Raw genomic sequence first — 22,868 nt, 5'->3', positions numbered from 1 at the left:
GATCGAGTGTAAAGTAAAATGAAGTAAGATGCTAACAACAGAGTTAATTATTATTGGGTTTGATATAATTCAAAAAAAAGGAGGATAAAATGGTCAAAAAAATTGCTATATTTAATTATGAATTTGGGACTAGCCAGACTGTTACAACATTTTATTTAGGTTGGATGCTGGCAAATAAAGGATACAAAGTTATTTTAGTAGATGCTGATCCTAATTGTAGTTTAACAGCAAGTGCTTTAGGATATAAAAGCAAAGAAGAGCAAGATAGAATTGAAGCAATTTATAATAAAAATTCAGATATTAAAGCAGGTTTATCCCCTGCATTTGAGTCTCAACCTAAGGCTATTGAAGCAGTGGAGTGTATTCCTATAGGTGAGCAAGAAGGTTTATTTTTATTACCTGGACAAAGAGGTCTTTTTGAATATGAAACTATATTAAATACGGCTCAAGATTTAAGAAATACAGTTCAAAGTCTTAAAAATTTACCAGGTTCTATTACTTATTTATTGAATAAAACAGCTAGTAAATTGAATGCTGATTATATTTTAATTAATATGAGTAATGCGTTAGGAGGCATCAATCAAAATATTTTAATGACCAGTGATTTTTTTATTATTCCTACAAGACCTGACTTGTTTTCTACAATGTCAATTGACTCATTATCTAGAGTTTTACCTAAATGGTATCAGTGGGCAAAAAAAGCCAGTTCATTGCCAATTTTTAAAACAGCAACTTACCCCTTTCCTAATGTTATACTAAAGTTTTTAGGTATTATTATTTATGATGATGCTGCCTTGATTGGTAAAAAAGCATCTTTTTCTGACAAATACTTTAAATCAATTGAAGAAGACATTTCTCATAAATTAATTCCAAGTTTGGTACAAAATCGTATGATGTTACCTTTAACAGATTACAAAAAATTAGGAATAAATGATAGTTATTTTTTAGAAAAGATTGAAGATTTGAGTATATTAGGCGTTTGTTTCCGAGAATATAACAAACCTCTTTATGATTTAATCAATAGAGACTTAGACTCAGAGAAATGGGGAGTGGATCTAATCCAAGAATCAAAAGAAAAGAGTAGACAAGAATTTTCAGACTTAGCAGATAAAGTAATTAATTTAACATCAGCTTATGCAGTCAGCAATTGATCAATTTAGAATTAGTATAAAGAGAGTTAGGGATCTCATTGCATTGCATAATTCTATTAAAGCTCAATCAACATCTGCACTGGATTTATCAGATATATTGAGAGCAGCTTTAGTGTTAACTGTAAGTGCATTAGATTACTATGTTCATGAAGTTGTTACTTTAGGAATGTTAGAAATTTATCGAGGACAACGCCCTGAACCTGCGGTGTCAGCAAATACTTCTAAATCAGCATTTTCTCGCTTCAAAGTATCTTTAGGAGGAGCGAGTCAAGAAAGAAAAATAGCGTTAGATATTGAAAGTTGGTTAGAAACAGAAATGCAGCAAAATTATGGTTCAGAATTTTTACAGCAATCTTATCAGCTTTCTCAATTATTGCCTATCATATCTAATAGTATGGTCAACCGATTGAATAATACCAGTTGGTTAGAAAATGAAATTAGAGAAACATTAGGATATCAAAGTTTTCAGCAACCTGATAAAATTGCTGATGGGATTCGATTAATTTCTGATAAAAAGTTATGGGAAGAAGTAGCGAATAATATGAACAAACGAGCCAAAGATATTAAACAACAACTAACTTTTATTGTTGATCGTAGAAACAAAATTGCTCATGAAGCAGACATAGATCCAACCTATAATATAGGAAACCGATGGCCAATTGATGATATTTTAGTCAATGAAACAGTTAATTTTGTTGAGGATGTTGTTGAGAATATCCATCAAATTCTATAACTTAAAGATAATACAATACTAACTTACTATATGGCACGACCCAGTAAACTGAAATACGATCGCGGCACATTAATTTTACATCCACCCCCAAGAGGGAAAGCATGGATCGAGTTTGCCACGTGGGACGATCGCATCGAGAAGTTTCGGGTTCCAGCTATTTATTATCGGGTTTTGATTGAAACCTTGCAAGATAACAACCTCAACTTTGTTGATAATGCCAAGGACTTCTTCCCTTTAGACTTAACCCCTAGTTTTGAGAGGGAACCCTATCCCCATCAAACGGAAGCTTTAGAAGCTTGGAAGCTTTCAGGACGTAAAGGGGTAGTTGTCTTACCAACGGCAGCAGGAAAGACCTATTTAGCACAGTTAGCCATGATTGCTACGCCTCGAACCACCCTCATTATAGTACCGACCTTAGATTTAATGCACCAATGGTATGCGCAGATGTGTGCAGCGTTTCCTGACATTGAGGTGGGTTTATTGGGAGGGGGATCACGCGATCGCAGTCCTATTTTAATTGCCACTTACAACAGCGCGGCTATTCACGCCGAAACCATAGGAAATCGTTACGCATTACAGGTATTTGATGAATGTCACCACCTTCCCACTGATTTTTTCCGAGTTATTGCAGAATACGCCATTTCTCCCTATCGTTTGGGTTTGACTGCTACTCCAGAAAGGGCTGATGGTAGCCATCGTGACTTAGATAGTTTAATTGGTGAGGTAGTTTATCGCAAGGGAGTGAAAGAACTTGCAGGGGGAACATTAGCAGATCATAAAGTAGTAGAAATTAAGGTTAAACTATCACCAACAGAACGAAAAAATTATGAACAATCAATGCAAATTAGAAATGATTTTTTACGGAAATCTAATATTTCTTTAGGTAGTTTAAACGGTTGGCAAATTTTTGTTAAAGCCAGTGCCAGAAGTCCAGCCGGAAGACGGGCAATGTTAGCCCATAGACAAGCCAAAGAAATAGCGGCCGGTACGGAAGGAAAAATAAGAGTGTTAGCAGAATTAGTTTGTGAACATTATCAAGATTCATTGTTAATTTTCACCAATGATAATGCAACCGTTTACCGCATTTCTCAAGAATTTTTAATCCCTGCAATTACCCATCAAACTCCAGTAAAAGAACGTCACGACATTTTAAGCAGGTTTCGAGAAGGTATTTATAAAAGTTTAGTTACTTCTCATGTTTTAAACGAAGGTGTTGATGTTCCAGAAGTTAAAGTTGCTATTATTATATCTGGCACCAGTTCTGCACGGGAATATGTGCAAAGATTGGGGCGTATTTTACGTAAAGGAAAGGGTAAAAATAAGTTAGCAACACTTTATGAAATTGTTGCGGAAGATACCAGCGAAGAAAGAACATCACAGCGTAGAAAAGAAGGAATAAAACCCCCCAAACCTCAACAATTAAAATTATTAGATTCTCCCTATGAAATGCCCTCTAAAAAATCTTTACGGGCAGCAGAAAAAAATAATAAAAAATGGGGGGAAGAAGAGTAAGCTGTTAAGTATCTAAATTACTATACTAGACTGACACCGGAGACGGGGGGAAAGGGAGACGGGGAGAGGTTTTGGTAATTTATTGGTTAACTTTATGATAGCAATTTTCATTTTCATAGATTACAAACTCCAAGAAAAATACTCCCCAACCTCACTAAACCGATGTTTTGATACAACCAATTGAAAACTGCTATAATATGGGGTTTAAATGCAAAACAGCTTAGAAAAATATGGTAGTATTTATCTTATTGATACGATATTAATTTAATAATATGTTTAAAAAATCACCTAAATTCTATTTATTTTGCTGGTCATCATTATTAGGATTAATCTTATTCATTTTTATTATAGTCAATATATTAAACATAAAAGATAAAGAACGAGACAAATTAACATTAAATCAAAGAATAGAATTAGCTTTAAATATTTCAAAATATCGCTCAAATCAAACAATTAATTATTTAAAAAAACGAGGAGGAGTTCCTGGTAGAAAATTTCCTTTACAAACTAGAAAACCACCTTTTAGTAACAAAATATATGAGTATTTTCCTAGCCTTTATTTTGAACCCCAAAGTATGTGGGTTTATGGAAGATACCATGATTGGACTTTGGGATTTTTTCCTGCTTTATTATGGAAAATTCAAGAAGCGGAAACAGATACAAACAGAAAAAAAATTTGGATCAATTATGCTAAAACTTGGTCAGAGCCTTTACGTAATGTTGACTTTGAAAAAATCAAAGATGTTGCTGCAAATAATGTCTTTGTCTTTAGAAAATGGTATGATAATTCTAGTGATCTAGAAAAAAAAGAACAATTAGATACTATTATTAAGGCAACAGAAATACTAGCAAAACCCTATATTAATGGTCAGGGAAACTTTCACGAAGAAATAGGAGCATTTGGAACTAAACGTCAAGCAAAAAATCACGATAAACAGACCCACTGGCAAATATTTATAGACCATGCTATTAATGTTGAACAGTTACTATGGGCGGCTAAATATAACCCAGATTTAGTTCAAAGTAAACTATGGAAACAACAAGCAATCAGTCATATAAAAACCATTGGTAAAGCATTACAAAAACAACAACAAAGTAACAATATTGGTGTTGGGCAAAGACTCTATTTTGATGATGATATAGACTCTTCAACCTATAGACAATTTTTATTTTCAGAAGGAAAACAAGGATGGACAGATGATTCTATTTGGTCACGGGGTCAAGCTTGGTTTATTTATGCGTCCGCTATTACTTATTACTATACTCAAGATCCAGAAATTTTAGAAATTACTAAAGGGTCTATTAATTATTTTTTAGATAATCTCAGTTACCGAAATTTTTACAGTAAAGTTACTAATAATAAAGATTATATTGCGCCGTGGGATTTTGACTATGCTAAACAAAAAAAATTATCCACAGAAAGAGATTCTTCAGCTTCAGCTATTGTTGCCTCTGGAATACTCAAATTATTAAAAACATTACCAAAATCAGATCCAGATTATGCTAAATATGTCAATAGTGTAGAGAATATTCTTTGGGATTTAACATCTTCAACCTATTTACCTAATACCGACGAAGCTAATGCTAGTATTCTTAAATATGCCTGTTACGTTCATCCTAAATCCATCGTAGGAAGTTCGATGGAAATGTGTCGTCATGGGGTAATTTGGGGGGATTATTTTTTTGTTGATGCACTTGTAGAATATCAAGATTTTTTAAGAAATAATGCTCATTAATGTTAAATTTTAATATTCACATCCATTGCTATATGATATAAATAGTTAGAACAAATGAGCTTATTTTAAGGTTGATAACCATTAAGGGATGAGGGTTGAAGTAAAAGCAACGCTATTGGAATGGGCTTGTCGTCGGGGTGGACTTGATGACGAGACTTTGCTGCGTGCATTTCCCAAACTTCCAGAATGGAAGGCAGGAACGACTCAACCAACCTTAAAGCAACTGGAAAAATTTGCTCAAAAAAATAGTGTTCCTTTAGGAATGTTATTTTTACCTTCTCCACCTGTTGAAAAGCTTCCTATTTCGGACTTCCGTACTATCAAAAATAGCAACATTAATGAACCGAGTCAAAATTTATTAGAGACAATTTACTTATGTCAACAAAGACAAGATTGGTACTCTCAATATTTAAGGGATAATGGCTTTAATGAAAATGAATTTATTGGGTGTGTAACAATAGACAATAGTGTCATTGAGGTCGCCCAAAATATTCGTGAAGCAGTTGGTTTTAATCTAGAGGAACGTCAAAAATTGACTAAATTAGAAGATACACTACGATTTTTTATTGATCAGGTCAGTCAATTAAATATCTTGGTAATGATTAGTGGTATCGTTGGTAGTAATACCCATCGTTCTCTTGACCCCGATGAGTTTCGTGGATTTGTTTTAATAGATCGGTTTTCTCCCTTAATTTTTATTAATGGGAAGGATACAAAATCGGCACAGATTTTTACATTAGCTCACGAATTAGCTCATATTTGGTTAGGGAGTGAAGGTGTATCTAATGTTCAGATAGCTGACGTTAATAATCAAGATAATCATGAAATTTGGTGTAATCAAGTTGCAGCAGAATTACTTGTTCCGTTAAAAGATTTACAAAATAATTTTAATCGGTCTAATTCTTTAGAAGATGAGTTAAAAAGACTCGCCAAGTTTTATAAGGTTAGTTCGTTAGTGATTAGTCGTCGTCTTTATGATTTAAAGGTCTATAATTATCAAGAATTTAGAACTATTTATGAGGAAGAGTTAGACGAGTTACAAAAGTTACAAGGAAAAAGTAAACAAAAAATAGGTGGAGATTTTTATCGAAACCTAAATATTAAAGTTAGTCGTCAATTTTTACAAGCATTAGTATCTAGTACCTTAGAGGGAAAAACATTATTTCGAGATGCGTTTCGATTGTTGAGCATTAAGAAATCAGAAACCTTTAATACAATTGCCAATAAGTTAACGGAGGGGTAATGCAATATTTATTAGATGCTAATGTTTTTATTGAAGCGAAGAATAGGTATTATGGTTTTGATTTTTGTCCAGCTTTTTGGGATTGGTTAATTCAAAAGAATGATGAGCAAATCGTTTTTAGTATAGAAGCAGTTTATAAAGAGCTTACAGAGGGGAATGACGATCTATCTACTTGGGCAAAATCATATAAAAACACTTTCTTTTTATCACCTGATAACTCAACACTAGCTCAATTTACCACTGTGAGTACATGGGCAATGAGTCAAGATTATCAACAAACTGCGATTAATGAATTTTTGAGTGTAGGAGACTATTATTTAGTATCCCATGCTTTAGGAAATCAAATGACGGTGGTAACTCATGAAATACCAAGTAATTCAAAGAAAAAAATCAAAATTCCTAATGCTTGTCAAGACTTAGGGGTTCAGTTTACAAACCCTTTTGAAATGCTAAGATCGCAAAACGCAAATTTTGTTTTAGGTTCCACCTAAAATAGCAAACTGGAAAACTTGTTAACGATTTCGGGGTCAAGGGGAGATCAACCCTTACAATAAATTACTGCAACCATGAGAGCAAAATAGAGAAACGATCACCCCTACCAAGACGAATTACTATGGCAAAAGTTCTTGTATCAGACCCCATTGACCAAGTTGGTATTGAAATCCTCTCACAAGTGGCACAGGTGGATGTTAAAACCGGACTCCCCCCAGAAGAATTAGTGAAAATTATCCCCGAATACGATGCCATGATGCTGCGATCGGGAACCCGTGTCACCAAAGAAATAATTGAGGCCGCAACCCAACTGAAAATTATTGGACGGGCCGGGGTTGGTGTGGATAATATCGATGTACCTGCCGCCACTCGTCAAGGTATTGTAGTGGTCAACTCTCCAGAAGGTAACACCATCGCAGCAGCAGAACACGCCCTCGCCATGATGTTATCCCTATCCCGTCACATTCCCGAAGCCAATCAATCCGTCAAAAATAACAAATGGGAACGTAAACGCTTTATTGGGGCAGAAGTCTATAAGAAAACCTTGGGAGTTGTCGGTTTAGGAAAAATTGGGTCCCATGTGGCTAACGTTGCTAAATCTATGGGCATGAAATTATTAGCCTATGATCCATTTATTTCCAAAGAAAGAGCCGATCAATTAGGTTGTACCTTAGTGGATCTCGATCTCCTCTTTTCTGAATCGGATTATATTACCCTACACATCCCCAAAACCAAAGAAACCACCCACATCATCAATAAAGAATCCCTCAGTAAGATGAAACCCAACGCCCGCATTATTAACTGTGCGCGCGGTGGTACTATCGATGAGGATGCCCTAGCCGAAGCGATCGCCGAAGGGACAATTGCCGGTGCTGCTTTAGACGTATTTGAAGAAGAACCCCTCAAAGAATCCAAACTCAGAGACTACGAAAACATCCTTTTAACCCCCCATTTAGGTGCTTCTACTGCCGAGGCACAGGTTAATGTAGCGGTTGATGTAGCCGAACAAATTCGGGATGTATTATTAGGACTGCCGGCACGGTCGGCGGTGAATATTCCAGGACTCACCCCAGATGTCATGGAAAAAATGCGTCCTTATCTACAATTAGCAGAAACTTTGGGCAATTTAGTCGGTCAATTAGCCGGAGGACGCATTGAACGCTTAACGGTTCGCTTACAAGGAGAATTAGCAAGTACCAAGGGTCAACCCATCGTCGTTGCCTCAATTAAAGGGTTACTCTCTCAAGCATTGCGAGAACGGGTTAATTACGTCAATGCAGCCATCGAAGCCAAAGAAAGAGGTATCCGCATAATTGAAACCCATGACGCTTCCATTCGTGACTATTCCGACTCTTTGCATTTATCAGCACAAGGATCATTAGGAGAACATTCCGTGACCGGGGCGTTATTAAGCGATGGAGAAATTCGCATTACAGATGTGGATGGGTTCCCCATTAACGTACCTCCCAGTAACTATATGTTATTTACCGTTCACCGCGATATGCCAGGGATTATCGGGAAAATTGGCTCTCTTTTGGGTAGTTTTAACGTTAACATCGCTAGTATGCAAGTGGGACGGAAAATTGTTCGAGGAGATGCCGTTATGGCCCTGAGTTTAGATGATCCTTTACCAGAAGGACTCTTGAGCGAAATTACCAAAGTCGATGGCATCCGAGACGCTTATACGGTTAAACTTTAACGGAAGATCGTGAGTATGGGAAGTGTGAGGAGTGTGGGGAGTGTGGGAAGGGTGGGAAGACTAGAACCAACATTAATATTTTGCTTTCCTATTTCCCCTATCTCCCCGTCTCCCCGTCTCCAAAAGTCTCCCAGTCCTTTTCATGAACAAACAAATCCTATGGCCAACAGTTGGTGGGAAATCACAATTATATGTCATCCTCATTTAGAAGAATCAATCACTTGGCGGTTAGATAAATTCGGCTGTTCAGGAACTTCACGGGAAATTAAAGAAAAATCTTATATTATTCAAGGTTATGTCCCACAAATTAAGTATCAGTCCCTAGATATCTCTGCTTTATCCCTATGGTTAGAACAAGATGCCTTAGTTTTAGATTTACCCCAACCCCTAACCCGTTGGAAATTAATCGATGAAGAAGACTGGTCTAGTAGTTGGAAACAACACTGGGAACCCACAGAAATAGGCGACCGCTTTATAGTTTATCCTGCTTGGTTAACCCCTCCTGAAAAAACCGATAGAATCGTCCTTAAACTCGATCCTGGGGTTGCTTTTGGTACAGGAACCCACCCTACCACTCAGTTGTGTCTAGAGTCCCTAGAAATGCGTTTATCGAAACCTGCTAGGGATGTGGTTATTGCTGATATTGGTTCGGGTTCGGGTATTCTATCCATTGGGGCTATTTTATTGGGGGCCAGCAAGGTTTATGGGGTGGATATTGACCCCTTAGCCGTTAAATCAGCCAGGGAAAACCGTAATCTTAATCAAATTAATCCTAATAATTTGCTGATTAATCAAGGCAGTTTACCAGAGTTATTAGAATTAGTTGGTGAGGGAGTAGACGGGATCGTTTGTAATATTTTAGCTGAGGTTATTATGGAGTTAATTCCTCACTTTTCTAAGTTGGCTAAACCTAATACTTGGGGGGTTTTAAGTGGTATTTTGTTAGACCAATCCCAGGCCATCGCCGATACCCTAGAACAAGAAGGTTGGATCGTTGCTGCTTTATGGAAACGTAAAAAATGGTGTTGCATTCAAATTCGTAAAGCCCCAGAAAATTAATTTTTAAGTAATGTTATGTTTTGGTTAAAACTACAGTCATTTATAAAACAAGAATGGAGATTATTCCGTGACACCAGAATTGGTGTACAAGTAGAAAAAATTCCCAAAGATAAGTTATCTCAAATTCTTATTAATCAAGTTTTAGCTCGTAATTTCTGTATTTTCTTGATTTTAGCTACAACTATTGCTACCTTTGGTTTAATTTCTAATAGTGCTGCCACTATTATTGGGGCCATGATTATTGCTCCTTTGATGATTCCTATTATTGGCATAGCTTATGCTTTAGTGACTTTTAATACTCGCTTAATTAGTTATTCTTTAATTCGCCTAATTCTTGGGATTTTTGTAACAGTTGGTATTGCTTTTTTAACTACAGAAATTATAGGTTATCGACTATCAGGGTCAGAAATTTTAGCGCGGACTGAACCCACTTTACTGGACTTAGGAGTAGCGATCGCAGCAGGAACAGCCGGAGGGTTTGCTAAGGTACGTCGTAGCGTTTCTGATGCCATTCCTGGAGTAGCAATATCAGTGGCGTTAGTTCCTCCTTTATGTGTCGTCGGTATTGGCTTTGCAGTCTCTGATTTTAGCCTATCTATCGGTTCTTTTATGCTCTTTTTGACAAATTTAGTCGGGATTATTTTAACGGCGGCCATCGTCTTTCTTTTGGATTCTTATGGTAGTTGGAAAAAGGCCGCAGCTAGTTTATTTGGGTTACTAGCAAGTCTAATTTTGATTACCCTACCGCTCAATTTTTCTTTTCGGGAAATGATTATTGAAAATCAAATTCGTCATGAACTAGCTAAACGTCACAGTAAAAATAGAGATCGAGAAGAAAGTCTTATTACACAGGTGAATGTTCAACTACAAGAAGGAAAAATTATTGTTACTGCTGACGTTATTATTACTCCTGATAAACTGGATAACATTGATCCAGAAGAAAATCTTCAACAAACTCAAAAAATACTCTCAGATAAGATGGGACAACCAGTAGAGTTAAGGGTTAGAGTGTTTCCTATTGATATTCTTAATTTTGAAGCAGATTAATTAAGGTTTAGGGTTTAGCATTGCTAAACCCCTACAAAATACCTATTTAGTATTTACCTATTATTCCCATTCAATGGTTCCTGGGGGTTTAGAGGTGATATCATAGACCACACGGTTAACCCCTTTCACCTCGTTTACAATGCGGTTAGAAATGATTTCTAAGAGGTCATAAGGGACCTTGGCCCAGTCAGCAGTCATACCGTCTTCACTGGTGATTAAACGCAGCACAATAGGATGAGCATAAGTGCGTTGATCTCCCATCACCCCCACGCTACGAACGGGTAAAAGAACTGCAAATGCTTGCCAAAAATCATGGTATATCCCCTGTTTAGCGATTTCATCCCGTACTACAAAATCAGCGTCTCGTAGAATATTTAAGCGTTCCGAGGTCACTTCCCCAATAATACGAATAGCTAAACCAGGCCCGGGGAAGGGATGACGACGAACAATTTCTTCAGGCAACCCAATAGAACGCCCAACTTTGCGAACCTCGTCTTTAAATAGTTTCCGTAATGGTTCCACTAACTTAAAACGCAGATCCTTGGGTAATCCACCTACATTATGATGACTTTTAATCTTGACCGCAACCCGTTCTCCTGTTTTCGGGTCTACATTGGTATCAGCAGACTCGATCACATCAGGGTAAAGGGTTCCTTGGGCCAAATAATCAAAGGGTCCGAGACGTTTTGATTCTTCTTCAAACACTTGGATGAACTCATGACCAATGAGACGACGTTTTTTCTCCGGGTCCGTTACCCCTTCGAGTTTTGTTATAAAGCGATCGCGTGCATGGACATATTCTACAGGGATATGGAACTGTCGATCAAATATATCCATCAACCTTTCAGGTTCACCTTTGCGCATGAACCCTTGATCGATAAACATACAGGTTAATTTATCGCCAATGGCCTGATGTAACAAGAATGCTAGGGTTGAGGAGTCTACACCGCCAGAAAGGGCGAGTAATACCCGTTTATCTCCTACTTTGGCGCGAATCTCACGGATGGTTTCATCTACAAACGCTTCCGTGGTCCAAGTGGGTTCACATTCACAAATATGATAGACAAAATTACGAATTAGGGCGATCCCATCTACCGAATGAACTACTTCAGGATGAAATTGTACCCCAAACAGTTTCTTCTCATGTTCAGCAACCGCAGCACATAGGGTATTCTCGGTATGAGCTAAAATGGAAAAACCTTCCGGAAGATTAGTACAAGAGTCTCCATGACTCATCCACATGGTTGAACCGTCTTCTACATTGGTTAATAAGTCGGTGGGGTCATCAATACGCAGGGAAGCTTTACCATATTCTCCCCTTGTAGCTTTTTCTACTTGTCCCCCCAGTTGTTTAACCATCAACTGCATTCCGTAACAAACCCCTAACACTGGGATACCTAAATTCCAAATCTCAGGATCACATTGAGGGGCGTGATCGTCATATACTGAGTTGGGGCCTCCCGATAAGATGATACCTTTAGGGTTCAGTTGATGTAATTTGTCGACCGTTGTGCGATAGGATAATACTTCAGAATAAACTTGGGTTTCTCGAATGCGACGGGCAATTAATTCTGAATATTGAGAACCAAAGTCAAGAATAACAATCATTTGGCGATCGAGACTTTTATCAAGGTTTTTGGTGGATAAAGTCTCTGGTGTGTTGGATAAGGAAGGGATTTGAGTAGTCACGTTTTGAGTATGAAAAAAGTAGAACTAAGGCAGGGATAATCTTTAAGAATTTATCAATGGTTTTGTTAGTATAGCATTATATTTTAGCTTATTTTAAGCTAGGTAAACTGGTTTGACCTATCTGATTAATTATTGATTCTAGTTCAGATTTAATCAAATTGTTTTTTTTTATGAAAAATTTAAACTGACATAAATTCAATTTTCGGTATTAAGGGATCTTTGACTAAACCAATACCTTGAAAATCCCAACGTTCTAAAATGCTTTTTAATTCGGTTTCTGATGTAGATTCGACAATAAAGCGATCGCTAACATCGGAACCATGAGTATTTAGATAACTCAGTGCCTCAAAATTTTCCGAAAATACTAATAAATAACTCACAGAACTTTCATTTTCTGCTTTATTAATTTGGGCAACTAAATATTTGCCATCTACTTTGGAACGAACAATATAATAAAGTTGTGAAAGCATATTTTTCTATTTGATATTTTCCAATTTAATGCGAGGATCAACGGCTTTTAGTAATAAGTCAGCTAATAAGTTTCCTACGATTAACATAGTAGCACCCATAGTCAAACTTCCCATTACTAAGTATAAATCTTGTGCTGTTACTGCTTGTAAAATCAATCGTCCTAACCCTGGCCAATTAAAGAAAAATTCGGCAATAAATGATCCACCTAATAAACTAGCAAATTCAAATCCTAAGAGGGTAATTAAGGGATTAATAGCATTGCGTAACGCATGAACATATATAACTTTATCTTCTGGTAATCCTTTTGCTCTAGCTGTTTGAATATAATCTTGTCTCATTACATCTAACATTTGTCCTCGCATTAACCTCATTAAACCAGCAAAACTGGTAACACTTAAGGCAATAGTAGGCAAAATCATGTGCCAACCAATATCTAATATTTTACCGATGGGAGATAATTCTGTATGGTTTAAACTTGTCATATTTCCTACTGGTAATAACGGGGATAAATATTGAGCAACAATCAATAAAACTAAGGCAGTAATAAAACTAGGAAATCCTTGACCTAAATAACTAATAACTCTCAAAATTTTATCTGTCCAACTGCTCTGTTTAACTGCACTTAAAATGCCTAAAGGAATTGCTATTAACCAAGTCAGAATAATAGAAGAAACAGCTAATAATAAGGTTGCAGGTATTCTTTCAGCCAATAAAGAAGCAACTGAACGATTATAAACAAAGCTGGTACCAAAATCTAATTGAGTCACAACCCGTACCAACCATCGCCAATATTGAACATACCAAGGTTGATCTAAGCCAAATTTAATGGTTAATTGTTGGATAGTTTCTTCGGCAATTTTAGGATTTTGTTTTAACGTATCTAAATAATCTCCTGGGGCAATTTGAATGATAATAAAACTGAGAATAGAAGCCAACAATATAGTTAACAATCCTTGTAAAAATCGTTTGCTAACATAGATGATTGTTTCAGCATCTAACCAACTGTCTAACTTATTTGAAGGTTTATTTTTTTGAGGAGATATGGTTTGACTCATGGTTATTTTCAGATACTATTTTTAGAGTAAGGGTGATGGAGATGATTAATAATTTTTTGACTACAATAATCTCTTATTTATATTTTAATTAGCGCAAAAATCAAAAACAAAACTAATAAAAGAATATCTGAAAAATTTAAATTTTTAACCTAGTATATTCTTGAACTAGTAATTTTTTATTTTTAATATTCCACTAAACTAATAATAGGAACATCGGGCAATTTCTTACGACCTTCTAAAGCTTTTAATTCAATTATAAAAGCAAAACCCAAAACATTACAACCGATTTTTTCCAATAATTCTGCTGTTGCTTTTGCCGTTCCTCCCGTTGCCATTAAATCGTCCACAATTAAAACATTATGATGGTCTTCTAAAGCATCTTGATGAATTTCTAAACTATCAGTACCGTATTCTAATTCATATTCTACCTGATGCACAGCAGCCGGCAATTTACCAGGTTTTCTCACAGGAACAAACCCTGCATTTAATTGATAAGCTAAAGGGACACCAAATAAGAAACCACGAGACTCCATCCCTACAATATAATCAGGGGATAAATTAGCTGCAAGACATTTTTCCTGCAAAGTATCAATGGTATAACGTAACCCTTCAGCATCACTAAGTAAAGTGGTAATATCTCGAAAAACAATACCCGCTTTAGGAAAGTCAGGAATATCACGAATTAAACTTTTAAGATCCATTTATTCTCTCTGAGCAAATTTTCCTAAGTATTATATATGAAAATGATAATAATAAGGAAATAGTAGGCAAACATTAAAAATAATGTTAAGATATCAATTGTAACAGGATAAATCGTTCATCTGCTGATATCAGCAGACGGAAGTAGGGAAAATAATCCCGAAGGAACGCGCCTCATTCAATCCACCACGATTTGGAAGGAGGCGTTATGCTCTTAAATAATGACATCGGTACTCACCTAAACGAGTTAGATAGCTTAAGGTCTAAATCTCGTTTTTTAATAGCCCAAAATCGCAGCAAACAGCAACATCGTCAACTATCTATGTTGCACCGTCTTGCTTCTGAAATGGGTGTTCACGTTGGCTCAATTAAAGCATAGATGGAGGTGAGTTATGACGAATAATCCAAAACACTTAAATGATTTCACTCGTCTCCATCGTGCTAACATTTTGAAAAGCTTAGAGCATCGTTTAGAAGTTGCCAGAGCGAAAGGACAAAATAGTTTAGTTCAGCAACTAGAAGCTGAAAGAAGCTACTACAGTCTTTAATTTTCACAGAGTATTCACTCTAAATTAGTCAAGAGTTCTCATTTCAACTATAATTTAGAAATGAGAACTCTTGTTTTTGAGCTAAGTGTGATTGAATTAATCAATTTATCGAGAGATATTTAGTTGTGAGTAAAAATAAAGTTAGAAAGTTAAGTAATTCCCCTTTTAGATATCCTGGTGGTAAGTTTTATGCTCGTAAATTAATCCTGCCTTGCATTCCTAAACATGATAAATACTGTGAACCTTTTGTTGGTGGTGGTTCTATTTTTTTTGCTAAACCTAATACTAAAGTTAATATATTAAATGATAAAGATTCAGAACTAATAAATACATATATTCAAATCAGAGATAATGTTGAAGATTTAATAAACTTATTAGATGGAATTCCAGCAAGTAAAGAGCTTCATAAATATTACAAGTTAGATTATTCCCCGTCTAATGACTTAGAAAGAGCAATGAGATGGTTTTATTTGAATAGGACTTCCTATTCTGGAATTATGAAACAAGCTAATTGTTATTGGGGATACGGTGACAAATATTCTATGCGTCCTGAAAATTGGCCAAAACATTTAAGAACAACTTCTGGAAGATTAAAATTAGTTAAGTTTTTATCTCTAGATTTTCAAGAGGTTATTGAGTATCTTGAGGAGGATTTTTTTCTATTTATTGATCCTCCTTATTTTGGTGCGGATCAAGACAAATTTTATTCTTGTAGTTTTAATTTAGAAGATCACTATCGTTTAAGTGAAGTCTTAGAAAAAAATTCTTCAAAATTTAAGTTTTTAATTACCTATGATAATGTTCCTGAGATTAGAGAAATGTATAATTGGTGTACATCAATTCAGGATAATGAATGGAATTATACTATTAACCGAACAGATGATCAAAAAAATAAGAAAAAGCTGTCTGATGGTTATAAAAGTAATCGTTATAAAGGTAAAGAAATTTTTATAACCAATTATGATATCAATAATGTTTCTGGTGTTGAACCTTTCGTTTTTATTAAGCAACTATCACTATTTTAATCATTTAAAAGTTCTTGAAACTTATCTACTTCTATCCAAGGTTTCATTACTTGCCCCGTTGTTTTATCAAAATAAATATAAGGATAGTTAGGAATAAAACCACAGTTATCCTTATTATTACATTTTTTTCGGCTACATTTTACATTATTATTTTTATCAACCGCTAAATCTTTGCTTCTAGCAATATATGTTTTATAAAATGCTTCTTCTTGGTTTTCTACTCTTAAAAGTTTAAGAAATTCCTTGGCTTCCTCAGATGGCGACCAATAATATAACCCAGTTTCTTTGTCTGTTTCATAAAAAGCATTGGCTATAGATGTGATAACAAAATCAAAATCATTTGCTAAATATTGATCATTATGAATTATTAATATGTCTTTATTGATTCCTATTTCTTCTGCTTTTCTGGCCGCTGCAACTTCTCCTAAAGTTCTTGATCTCATACATTTTACTCGCATAGAAACTAAATTGTTATTTTCCTTTACCTTATGCCGAAAACTACCTTTTGCAGCCAGTTTACATTCAATTGTATATTTTTTATGACTAATTAAGTTATGTAATTCGACATCTATATCTTTAATGGATGATTGTGCATTCAATTTAGGATTTGATACCTGGTATTGATTTTTGGGTAAATTGTTTCTTATTATGTTACAAGCAGTAAATTCAAACGCCTTTCCTCTTAACATAGGAATAACTTTTGGATCATTTATGGTGTCTGCAAGGGTTTCAATTTCTAAATTATATTGACTACAAACTGAATATAAATTTTTCAGCCACTCATAGGGTAAAAAGCTTAGTTTGATATCTAAATGATTTAATAATTGAATAAAAGTCTCTAGAGATGGACTTCTTTTTCCACCCTCAAGAAAACTAATATAGGTTCTATCAACATTGAGTAATTCAGCAAGCTGTTCTTGTGATAAATTAGCAGCTAACCTAGCTTGTCTAATTTCAAATCCCAGTTTTGTATTAAAAGATTTATCCATAATATCGGATTATCTTTCTGATGTGACTGAAAGTCTACTGACTCACAGTCACGTTAGTTTGATGCTTGTAAAAGCCTTGTATAATGGGACTTTTATGGTTATTAATATGTTACTCCTACAATTTAGCACCTCTCATTACTGTCGCAAAGCAAGATTAGCACTAGGTTATAAAAAAATACCTTATCAAGTCCAAAACTTAACCCCAGGACTACATATTCTCAAACTAAAACCCCTCACCGGGTTAACCACCGTCCCCGTTTTACTCCCTCAAAAAACAGGGGAACTCGAAGCAATAGCTGACTCAACCCGCATTTTTAACTACCTCGAAACCTATCAAAGCGATCGCCCCTTAATGCTATCCAACCCCACTCAACAAACCCAAGCTTTATTATTAGAAGACTGGTTAGACGAAAGTATTGGTACAGCTACCCGTTTTGTCTATTATCATTATCGTGCAGGGGAAGGAAAATCAATCGATCCGTCTTTATCCAGTCAACTGGTAATCAATATTGTCCGTCGTCAATACGGAATCACACCAGCAAGCGTTGAATTAGCCCAAAAACGCCTAGAAAACGCCATGACTGTCCTCTCCCACTGGCAAACCCAACCCTACTTAGTGGGCGATCGCTTGAGTATAGCAGACATTACCGCAACAGCTTTACTCAGTCCCTTGGCCTTAATTCCTTACTATCGTCAAACCTATCCTTGGTTATTTGAAAAAATTGTTACCATTCATAATATCTGTGGGGAAACTTTGCCCCCAGGATTGTCTTCATAGGAGATAAAATCATGGTCTATTCCTCGCTTTATCGGCTCATAACCCTCAGTTTAGCCCTACAAATGATCTTTTTAGAGGCCGGGGTTACTTTACCCCCGCCAGAGGACATTCCCGAAGAAATTTTGCGCAACGAAATTGTTACTGAAGGGCGATCGCCTATGAGTGGAGAACCCCTAACCGCAGCAGAATACGCTGAGATCCAAGAAAAATTAGCTCAAAGTCCCTATCCACCTGAAATTGACTCAAAATTGCAAAATCTGATTTTTCTCTTAAAAATTCGCAAAATGTTGAAAACCTTTGTACCTTTACCGATAATACCTTGATCCTTATCACAGTTATCTTTGACAGATTTCACGGAAGAAAACAAGGAAAACGACTATAACACTGTTAGAGAAAAAATCATGAGTTTAGTGTTTATAGGAAAATTATTGTGAAAATTTCGATTAACTTAGGAGTTATTTTACAAGTTGGTATGGTCTTTACTATTGCTTTTATTTTGTTAGGAGATAAGGTATTACCGTCACCTCTAGGTAAAGTAAGTAACAATACTAGAGACACCATTTACAAAGCAGTTACTCAGTTTATTGCCGAAGAAAAAGAAGAATATCGAAGTTTAAAAGGAGATAAAGAAAAGGGAAACATTAAGATTAAATTTCAGAAAACAGATGAAATTTTTAATCGCGCTGTAGACGCAGCAGAGAAACAAACCAATTCAGGCCAATAGGTTTCAATTATGGATCAGCAAAATTTTTCCGTTGACGGTTGTTAGTTTCAGACAGTTTTGGGGAATCTTAGGGGAGAGGGATAACTAACCTATCACCGTTAAAGGTGAAGAGAAAATACCTCAAAGACCATTGAATTAACGCTTGAAAGGGAGTTTACTGTGTCAACTCATAAAATCCTCGTCATTGATGATAGTAAAGTAATCCGAATGCGGGTTAAAGATATGTTGCCAGAAGGCAATTTTAGAGTCCTTGAAGCCAAAGATGGTGTTGAAGGATATAATCTTATTCGTAGCGAAAAACCAAACCTGATTATGTTAGATTTCCTGCTGCCCAAAATGAGTGGTTGGGATGTTTATCAAGAAGTACAAAGAGAATACGAACTCAAAAAAATTCCCCTTGTCTTGATGTCAGGGCGAAAAGAAGAGGTTGTCGAAAAACTTAATGAACCCTTTGAATATTTTTCCTTTATTGAAAAACCCTTCGAGAAAAAGCAGCTACTTGAGGCCATTAAAGATGCTATGGCCAAAGCAAGAAAGCATCCTAAAACCCAAGAAAAAGCAGCAGCAACCTCTCAACTCAGAGGAGATAAAAAAGATAACGCTGCTATGGCCCAAGAAATTGTTTCTCTCCGTAAACAAGTTAATACCATGCAAGGGGAAATTGATCTACTCAAGAAACAACTAAGACAAGTTTTGACTTTCCTCAAACAGAGAGGGTAGAGATTGAATTAATATCCCCTTGCTAATCAACTAGTAGCAAGGGTTGATTATTAATCAATTTTCCTTAAATTGTCAGAGAAGTAACCTTAGATTGCTCATCCATCATGTCATACTGACAGTTATCTAGTATGGTGATTAATTCGTAGGGATTATTAATGAGAAAATCCGGTTCTTGTTTGGCTAAAGCTTGACTAGAATTAAATCCCCACGTTACCCCCACACATTGAACACGACTTTTTTTCGCAGAATGAATGTCTCTTGTTTCGTCTCCAATATACATAACTTCATGGGGTAGTAATTGTTTCTCTTTGAGTAATTTTTTAATAATTTTATGTTTCCCAAATAGAGTGGTTCCTGCATAAATAAACTCAAAAAATTGCTCTAGTTGATGATTTTTCAGAAAACTCACTACATTTTCTTCAGCATTAGATGTTATAATACCTAGGCTGTAGCCTTGACTTTTTAATTGTTTAACACAATAAGGTATATCCTTAATCGGTTTTAGTTCTTGAATTTTATGGGTCAACTCAGACTTAAGACGCTTCAAAACAAACGGGATTTTGAAGACAGAAATTTCCGATTGTTTAATCAGATCCTTTGCACTTAAATTTTTCAGTTGTTCCTGTTCTTGTTCCTTAACTGGTTTATAGCCAAATTCTTCTGATAAGCTATTAGCGATTTCAATAAACGCATCATAAGTATCAGCGAGAGTCCCATCAAAATCGAAAACAATTACTTTGAGTGTCATTTTTTCTCGGGTTAACAATGAAGAGTAAGAGTGGGAAGAGAAATGATTTCCATTGTCTCTTTTCTATTCAGAAAAGGTCCATCACTCCACATAATTTAGGATAGATAGTTGTACCGGGTCACGTTTTTTGAGTAGGACAAAAAATTTAATGTACAAAAAAGAGAACAGGGAACAAAAAAGTCCTAACTTGTGGCCATAGTCTCATCATGCAATTTTAAGCACTCGTTTGATCTCAGTCATTTTCCATACATATATTGCTGACTGCTGATAGCCGAATGCTTAAATCCAATTTCCCTATCTTTCTAGATTAGCATGAGCATTTCTTCGCCATACCCTTGGTTTAATTCTCCTTAATGCAGAAGCCGGAAATTTTTTCTGCCATTTTTCTTCAGTTATATTCATTAATTCTTCTAAATTTAGGTCAATATTACCAGAATAAGGCTGAAAATCGGAAACATCTGTTACTTGAGCAAATCGCTGATTCCAGGGACAAACCTCTTGGCAAATGTCACAACCGGCTACCCATCCTTGTAAGTTCTTCACAATATTTTTAGGAAGAGATTCGGCACGATTTTCGATAGTATGGTAAGCAATACAAAGATTCGCATCTACTACAAAGGGACGAGCGATCGCATTGGTGGGACAAGCTTCTAAACATCGGGTACAAGTACCACAATGTTCTGTATGGGGGGTATCTGGAGTTAAGTGCAAATTAGTGAGAATTTCTCCTAAGAACACCCAACTACCGTATTCTCGCGTTATAACGTTACTATTTTTAGCGATCCAACCAATGCCTGATCGCATTGCCCAAACTTTGTCTTGAATCGGGCCTGTATCAACATAGTAATGGGTTTTGATACTATTATCTTGATTATTTAACCATTGACTCAAGGCTTTGAGCTTTTTTGCCATAACTCTATGATAATCTCTACCCCATCCATAACGAGAGATTTTACCCTGTTGTTTATCCTGGGAGTGTTGATGAGGGGTATAATAATTCAGAGCAACAGAAATTACTGATTTAACCTCGGGCATACATTGGCGAATATCAAGCTTTTTCGGGTTATTCATCCAGGCCATATCTGCTTGATATCCTAACTCTAACCATGCTTGAAGATGCTCCACTGCATTATCTTCATAATCAGTATCAACTTTAGCAATACCAACTTTATGAAAGCCAATTTCAAGGGCTTTGTCCTTTATTTTTGTGGTTAAATCTTCCATATAATTAATTAACTATTCCAGAACTTTTCAGAAATATAGTCAACGGAACCAAAAACCCTAACATTAAAAGCCCCATGTTTAGCAGCTAAGTGTAAAATTTGTTCTCTTTTTTCTTCCAACAACTGTTTTAATAACATGGTTAAAACCTCTTAATTTTCAATTAAACCCTGTCTCACCATTTTTCCGTGACTGGTTAACTTAAATTCAACCCCACGCCAAATAACAGTACGTTGAGTAAAAGCTAAACCCCAAAAAATTAAACCCACTGCATCACGAAAAGGCAATAAATATAAACTCTTAATTGCCTCTTTATCTCCTATTTCTTGAGCTACCATAGCAGCAGTTATTACTCTAACTAAAATAGTAGCAGTTAACACACCTAATCCAATCATATCCCATCGTAAAAAAGCGAAAATTACAGCAAAGGGAATAGACCGAATTAAAATAGTAGAAATAAAAGCAGCCGGTCTCGCTAAATAGGTATTTTGATCCCAATAAACCTGATGACTCCACCAATTTTTCCAACTGTCTAAATCTACCACTACATCAATCATATAGGGTAACAGCACCATTTTTTGCCCAGATGTCCATACCCGTCGTCCGATCTCATAATCTTCCACTAAATAGTCTGCTAAACTCTCTAAACCCCCTAACTGATCCAAAGTTGAGCGACGAATGGCAATAGAAGGCCCCAAACAGGAGTTAGAAGCCCCCGTTACGTCTGCAAACATGACACTAGGCATAAAGTCAGCATTCATGGTCAAAAGTTCCATTTTTTCGTACCAACTGTCAGCTTTCGTCACTTTGAAGGGGGTACAGACACAACCTACATCGGGGTTAGCCAAAGGGTTGACAATATTTTTAAGATAATCTGGTTGTAAATGGGTGTCACTATCGCTAATGATAATGATATCGTGACGAGCTTCTTTAATTGCTCCTAAAAGGTTGTTAACCTTACCATTTGCTCCTGCTTCCAAGGTACTAATAACTACAGAAACACGCTCTTTGCCAAACTCCTCTTGGATCTCCTTTAAGATAGGGTAGGCCGGATCTTGGGGATCTTGCACCGAGTAGATCACTTGATAGTCAGGATAATCTTGAGTGGCAATGGTTCTTAAGTTGCGTTTAAGATTCTTTTCTAAACCCCGTACTGGTTTTAGGACAGATACTGGAGGAGTAAAGCCGTTATTCTTGGGTATTCCTTTAAAAAACCGTTTAACCGTTGCTACCGTTAACACAGAAAAGACAGAACCTCCCAAAATAGGTAACAAGGTGACTAATTGTAAACTATTGATAAAATTTAACACCAATTTTTCCTTTCCTCACACACTTATTCGATTCCTGATTGTACTTGCTGAACAACTTATCTTGCAATATTCTGTCGAAACGATAGACAATTGTCTTGCTTTTATCCTGATGTCGCCAGAATACCCTAATCTTCTAAAAGTTAGGGATGAATGGCGACCAAAAAATAAATTGACCGAAGGGAATCCATATAAAAAAATATAGTGGCAATTCTTTAGATT

The 22,868-nt window shown here is 36.0% G+C and carries 24 protein-coding genes, 1 pseudogene and 1 riboswitch; of the genes and pseudogenes, 16 read left to right on the top strand and 9 right to left on the bottom strand.

The annotated features are described in order from the left end of the window. Positions 1–89: 89 nt before the first annotated feature. From QNJ66_RS09340 to QNJ66_RS09300, 9 genes are all read left to right on the top strand, one after another. Positions 90–1,151, top strand: a complete 1,062-nt coding sequence (locus tag QNJ66_RS09340; RefSeq protein ID WP_300505569.1) for an AAA family ATPase — start codon at positions 90–92, stop codon at positions 1,149–1,151. Next, on the top strand, positions 1,135–1,884 hold the full coding sequence (locus tag QNJ66_RS09335; protein ID WP_300505567.1) for a HEPN domain-containing protein: 750 nt from the start codon (positions 1,135–1,137) through the stop codon (positions 1,882–1,884). Before QNJ66_RS09340 ends, QNJ66_RS09335 begins: the two co-directional genes overlap by 17 nt. 30 nt (positions 1,885–1,914) lie before the next feature. Continuing rightward, complete coding sequence (locus QNJ66_RS09330) at positions 1,915–3,396, top strand: DEAD/DEAH box helicase family protein (RefSeq protein WP_300505565.1); 1,482 nt, start codon at positions 1,915–1,917, stop codon at positions 3,394–3,396. A 272-nt stretch (positions 3,397–3,668) separates the two neighbouring features. After that, a complete protein-coding gene (locus QNJ66_RS09325) occupies positions 3,669–5,132 on the top strand; it encodes a glycosyl hydrolase family 88 (RefSeq protein ID WP_300505563.1) in 1,464 nt (487 codons plus the stop codon). A gap of 88 nt (positions 5,133–5,220) precedes the next feature. Further along, positions 5,221–6,375 (top strand): ImmA/IrrE family metallo-endopeptidase, encoded by a 1,155-nt coding sequence (locus QNJ66_RS09320; protein WP_300505562.1) that lies wholly within the window; start codon positions 5,221–5,223, stop codon positions 6,373–6,375. Continuing rightward, entirely contained in the window at positions 6,375–6,866 is a 492-nt protein-coding gene (locus QNJ66_RS09315; protein WP_300505561.1) for a DUF4411 family protein, read from the top strand. The genes QNJ66_RS09320 and QNJ66_RS09315 overlap by 1 nt, the downstream gene beginning before the upstream one ends. A 122-nt stretch (positions 6,867–6,988) precedes the next feature. Next, positions 6,989–8,566, top strand: coding sequence for a phosphoglycerate dehydrogenase (serA, locus tag QNJ66_RS09310; RefSeq protein ID WP_300505560.1), 1,578 nt, complete (start codon positions 6,989–6,991; stop codon positions 8,564–8,566). A 159-nt stretch (positions 8,567–8,725) separates the two neighbouring features. After that, positions 8,726–9,625 carry a 50S ribosomal protein L11 methyltransferase gene (gene prmA, locus QNJ66_RS09305; protein WP_300505639.1) on the top strand — a complete coding sequence of 300 codons (900 nt, stop codon included), beginning with the start codon at positions 8,726–8,728 and terminating at the stop codon, positions 9,623–9,625. 15 nt (positions 9,626–9,640) lie between these two features. Continuing rightward, the gene (locus QNJ66_RS09300) at positions 9,641–10,672 is read left to right on the top strand and encodes a TIGR00341 family protein (RefSeq protein ID WP_300505559.1); all 1,032 of its coding nucleotides are present in this window, start codon (positions 9,641–9,643) and stop codon (positions 10,670–10,672) included. 60 nt (positions 10,673–10,732) lie between these two features. Here QNJ66_RS09300 and guaA read toward each other — a convergent pair whose 3' ends face one another. The 4 genes from guaA to QNJ66_RS09280 form a co-directional block, all read right to left on the bottom strand. After that, positions 10,733–12,361 carry a glutamine-hydrolyzing GMP synthase gene (guaA, locus tag QNJ66_RS09295; protein ID WP_300505558.1) on the bottom strand — a complete coding sequence of 543 codons (1,629 nt, stop codon included), beginning with the start codon at positions 12,359–12,361 and terminating at the stop codon, positions 10,733–10,735. 179 nt (positions 12,362–12,540) lie between these two features. Then, the gene (locus tag QNJ66_RS09290; RefSeq protein WP_300505557.1) at positions 12,541–12,831 is read right to left on the bottom strand and encodes a hypothetical protein; all 291 of its coding nucleotides are present in this window, start codon (positions 12,829–12,831) and stop codon (positions 12,541–12,543) included. 6 nt (positions 12,832–12,837) lie between these two features. After that, positions 12,838–13,887, bottom strand: coding sequence for an ABC transporter permease (locus QNJ66_RS09285; RefSeq protein ID WP_300505556.1), 1,050 nt, complete (start codon positions 13,885–13,887; stop codon positions 12,838–12,840). Positions 13,888–14,069: 182 nt separating this feature from the next. Next, complete coding sequence (locus QNJ66_RS09280) at positions 14,070–14,588, bottom strand: adenine phosphoribosyltransferase (protein ID WP_300505555.1); 519 nt, start codon at positions 14,586–14,588, stop codon at positions 14,070–14,072. 111 nt (positions 14,589–14,699) lie between these two features. Continuing rightward, a riboswitch (Glutamine riboswitch) is annotated at positions 14,700–14,760 on the top strand. A gap of 34 nt (positions 14,761–14,794) precedes the next feature. Here QNJ66_RS09280 and QNJ66_RS09275 point away from each other — a divergent pair. The 3 genes from QNJ66_RS09275 (at position 14,795) to QNJ66_RS09265 (ending at position 16,159) form a co-directional block, all read left to right on the top strand. Then, positions 14,795–14,965, top strand: coding sequence for a hypothetical protein (locus QNJ66_RS09275; RefSeq protein WP_300505554.1), 171 nt, complete (start codon positions 14,795–14,797; stop codon positions 14,963–14,965). A 13-nt stretch (positions 14,966–14,978) separates the two neighbouring features. Then, positions 14,979–15,134, top strand: a complete 156-nt coding sequence (locus QNJ66_RS09270; RefSeq protein WP_300505553.1) for a hypothetical protein — start codon at positions 14,979–14,981, stop codon at positions 15,132–15,134. Between the two features lie 125 nt (positions 15,135–15,259). Next, complete coding sequence (locus QNJ66_RS09265; protein ID WP_300505552.1) at positions 15,260–16,159, top strand: DNA adenine methylase; 900 nt, start codon at positions 15,260–15,262, stop codon at positions 16,157–16,159. Here QNJ66_RS09265 and QNJ66_RS09260 read toward each other — a convergent pair. Next, the gene (locus QNJ66_RS09260; protein ID WP_300505551.1) at positions 16,156–17,148 is read right to left on the bottom strand and encodes a helix-turn-helix transcriptional regulator; all 993 of its coding nucleotides are present in this window, start codon (positions 17,146–17,148) and stop codon (positions 16,156–16,158) included. The genes QNJ66_RS09265 and QNJ66_RS09260 overlap by 4 nt on opposite strands. Before the next feature lie 106 nt (positions 17,149–17,254). On the opposite strand from QNJ66_RS09260, the gene QNJ66_RS09255 reads away from it, so the two are divergent. The 4 genes from QNJ66_RS09255 to QNJ66_RS09240 all read left to right on the top strand — a co-directional run bounded on the left by QNJ66_RS09255 (position 17,255) and on the right by QNJ66_RS09240 (position 19,370). Continuing rightward, positions 17,255–17,926, top strand: coding sequence for a glutathione S-transferase family protein (locus QNJ66_RS09255; protein ID WP_300505550.1), 672 nt, complete (start codon positions 17,255–17,257; stop codon positions 17,924–17,926). Positions 17,927–17,937: 11 nt separating this feature from the next. Further along, positions 17,938–18,249 (top strand): hypothetical protein, encoded by a 312-nt coding sequence (locus QNJ66_RS09250; protein ID WP_300505548.1) that lies wholly within the window; start codon positions 17,938–17,940, stop codon positions 18,247–18,249. Positions 18,250–18,356: 107 nt separating this feature from the next. Further along, positions 18,357–18,650, top strand: a complete 294-nt coding sequence (locus QNJ66_RS09245; RefSeq protein WP_300505546.1) for a hypothetical protein — start codon at positions 18,357–18,359, stop codon at positions 18,648–18,650. 159 nt (positions 18,651–18,809) lie between these two features. Further along, entirely contained in the window at positions 18,810–19,370 is a 561-nt protein-coding gene (locus QNJ66_RS09240) for a response regulator (RefSeq protein WP_300505545.1), read from the top strand. A gap of 64 nt (positions 19,371–19,434) precedes the next feature. On the opposite strand, the gene QNJ66_RS09235 is transcribed toward QNJ66_RS09240, so the two are convergent. From QNJ66_RS09235 to hpnI, 4 genes and pseudogenes are all read right to left on the bottom strand, one after another. After that, a complete protein-coding gene (locus tag QNJ66_RS09235) occupies positions 19,435–20,118 on the bottom strand; it encodes an HAD-IA family hydrolase (protein ID WP_300505544.1) in 684 nt (227 codons plus the stop codon). Between the two features lie 294 nt (positions 20,119–20,412). Further along, positions 20,413–21,342 (bottom strand): tRNA epoxyqueuosine(34) reductase QueG, encoded by a 930-nt coding sequence (queG, locus tag QNJ66_RS09230; RefSeq protein ID WP_300505542.1) that lies wholly within the window; start codon positions 21,340–21,342, stop codon positions 20,413–20,415. A gap of 41 nt (positions 21,343–21,383) precedes the next feature. Next, positions 21,384–21,479: pseudogene (locus QNJ66_RS09225) on the bottom strand (DNA polymerase subunit beta); the annotation flags it as partial. Between the two features lie 12 nt (positions 21,480–21,491). Continuing rightward, a complete protein-coding gene (hpnI, locus tag QNJ66_RS09220) occupies positions 21,492–22,649 on the bottom strand; it encodes a bacteriohopanetetrol glucosamine biosynthesis glycosyltransferase HpnI (RefSeq protein WP_300505541.1) in 1,158 nt (385 codons plus the stop codon). Between the last annotated feature and the right edge of the window lie 219 nt (positions 22,650–22,868).

Source organism: Crocosphaera sp. (assembly GCF_030064895.1).
GTDB lineage: Bacteria > Cyanobacteriota > Cyanobacteriia > Cyanobacteriales > Microcystaceae > Crocosphaera.
This window is presented reverse-complemented; position numbering and strand designations above follow the sequence as displayed.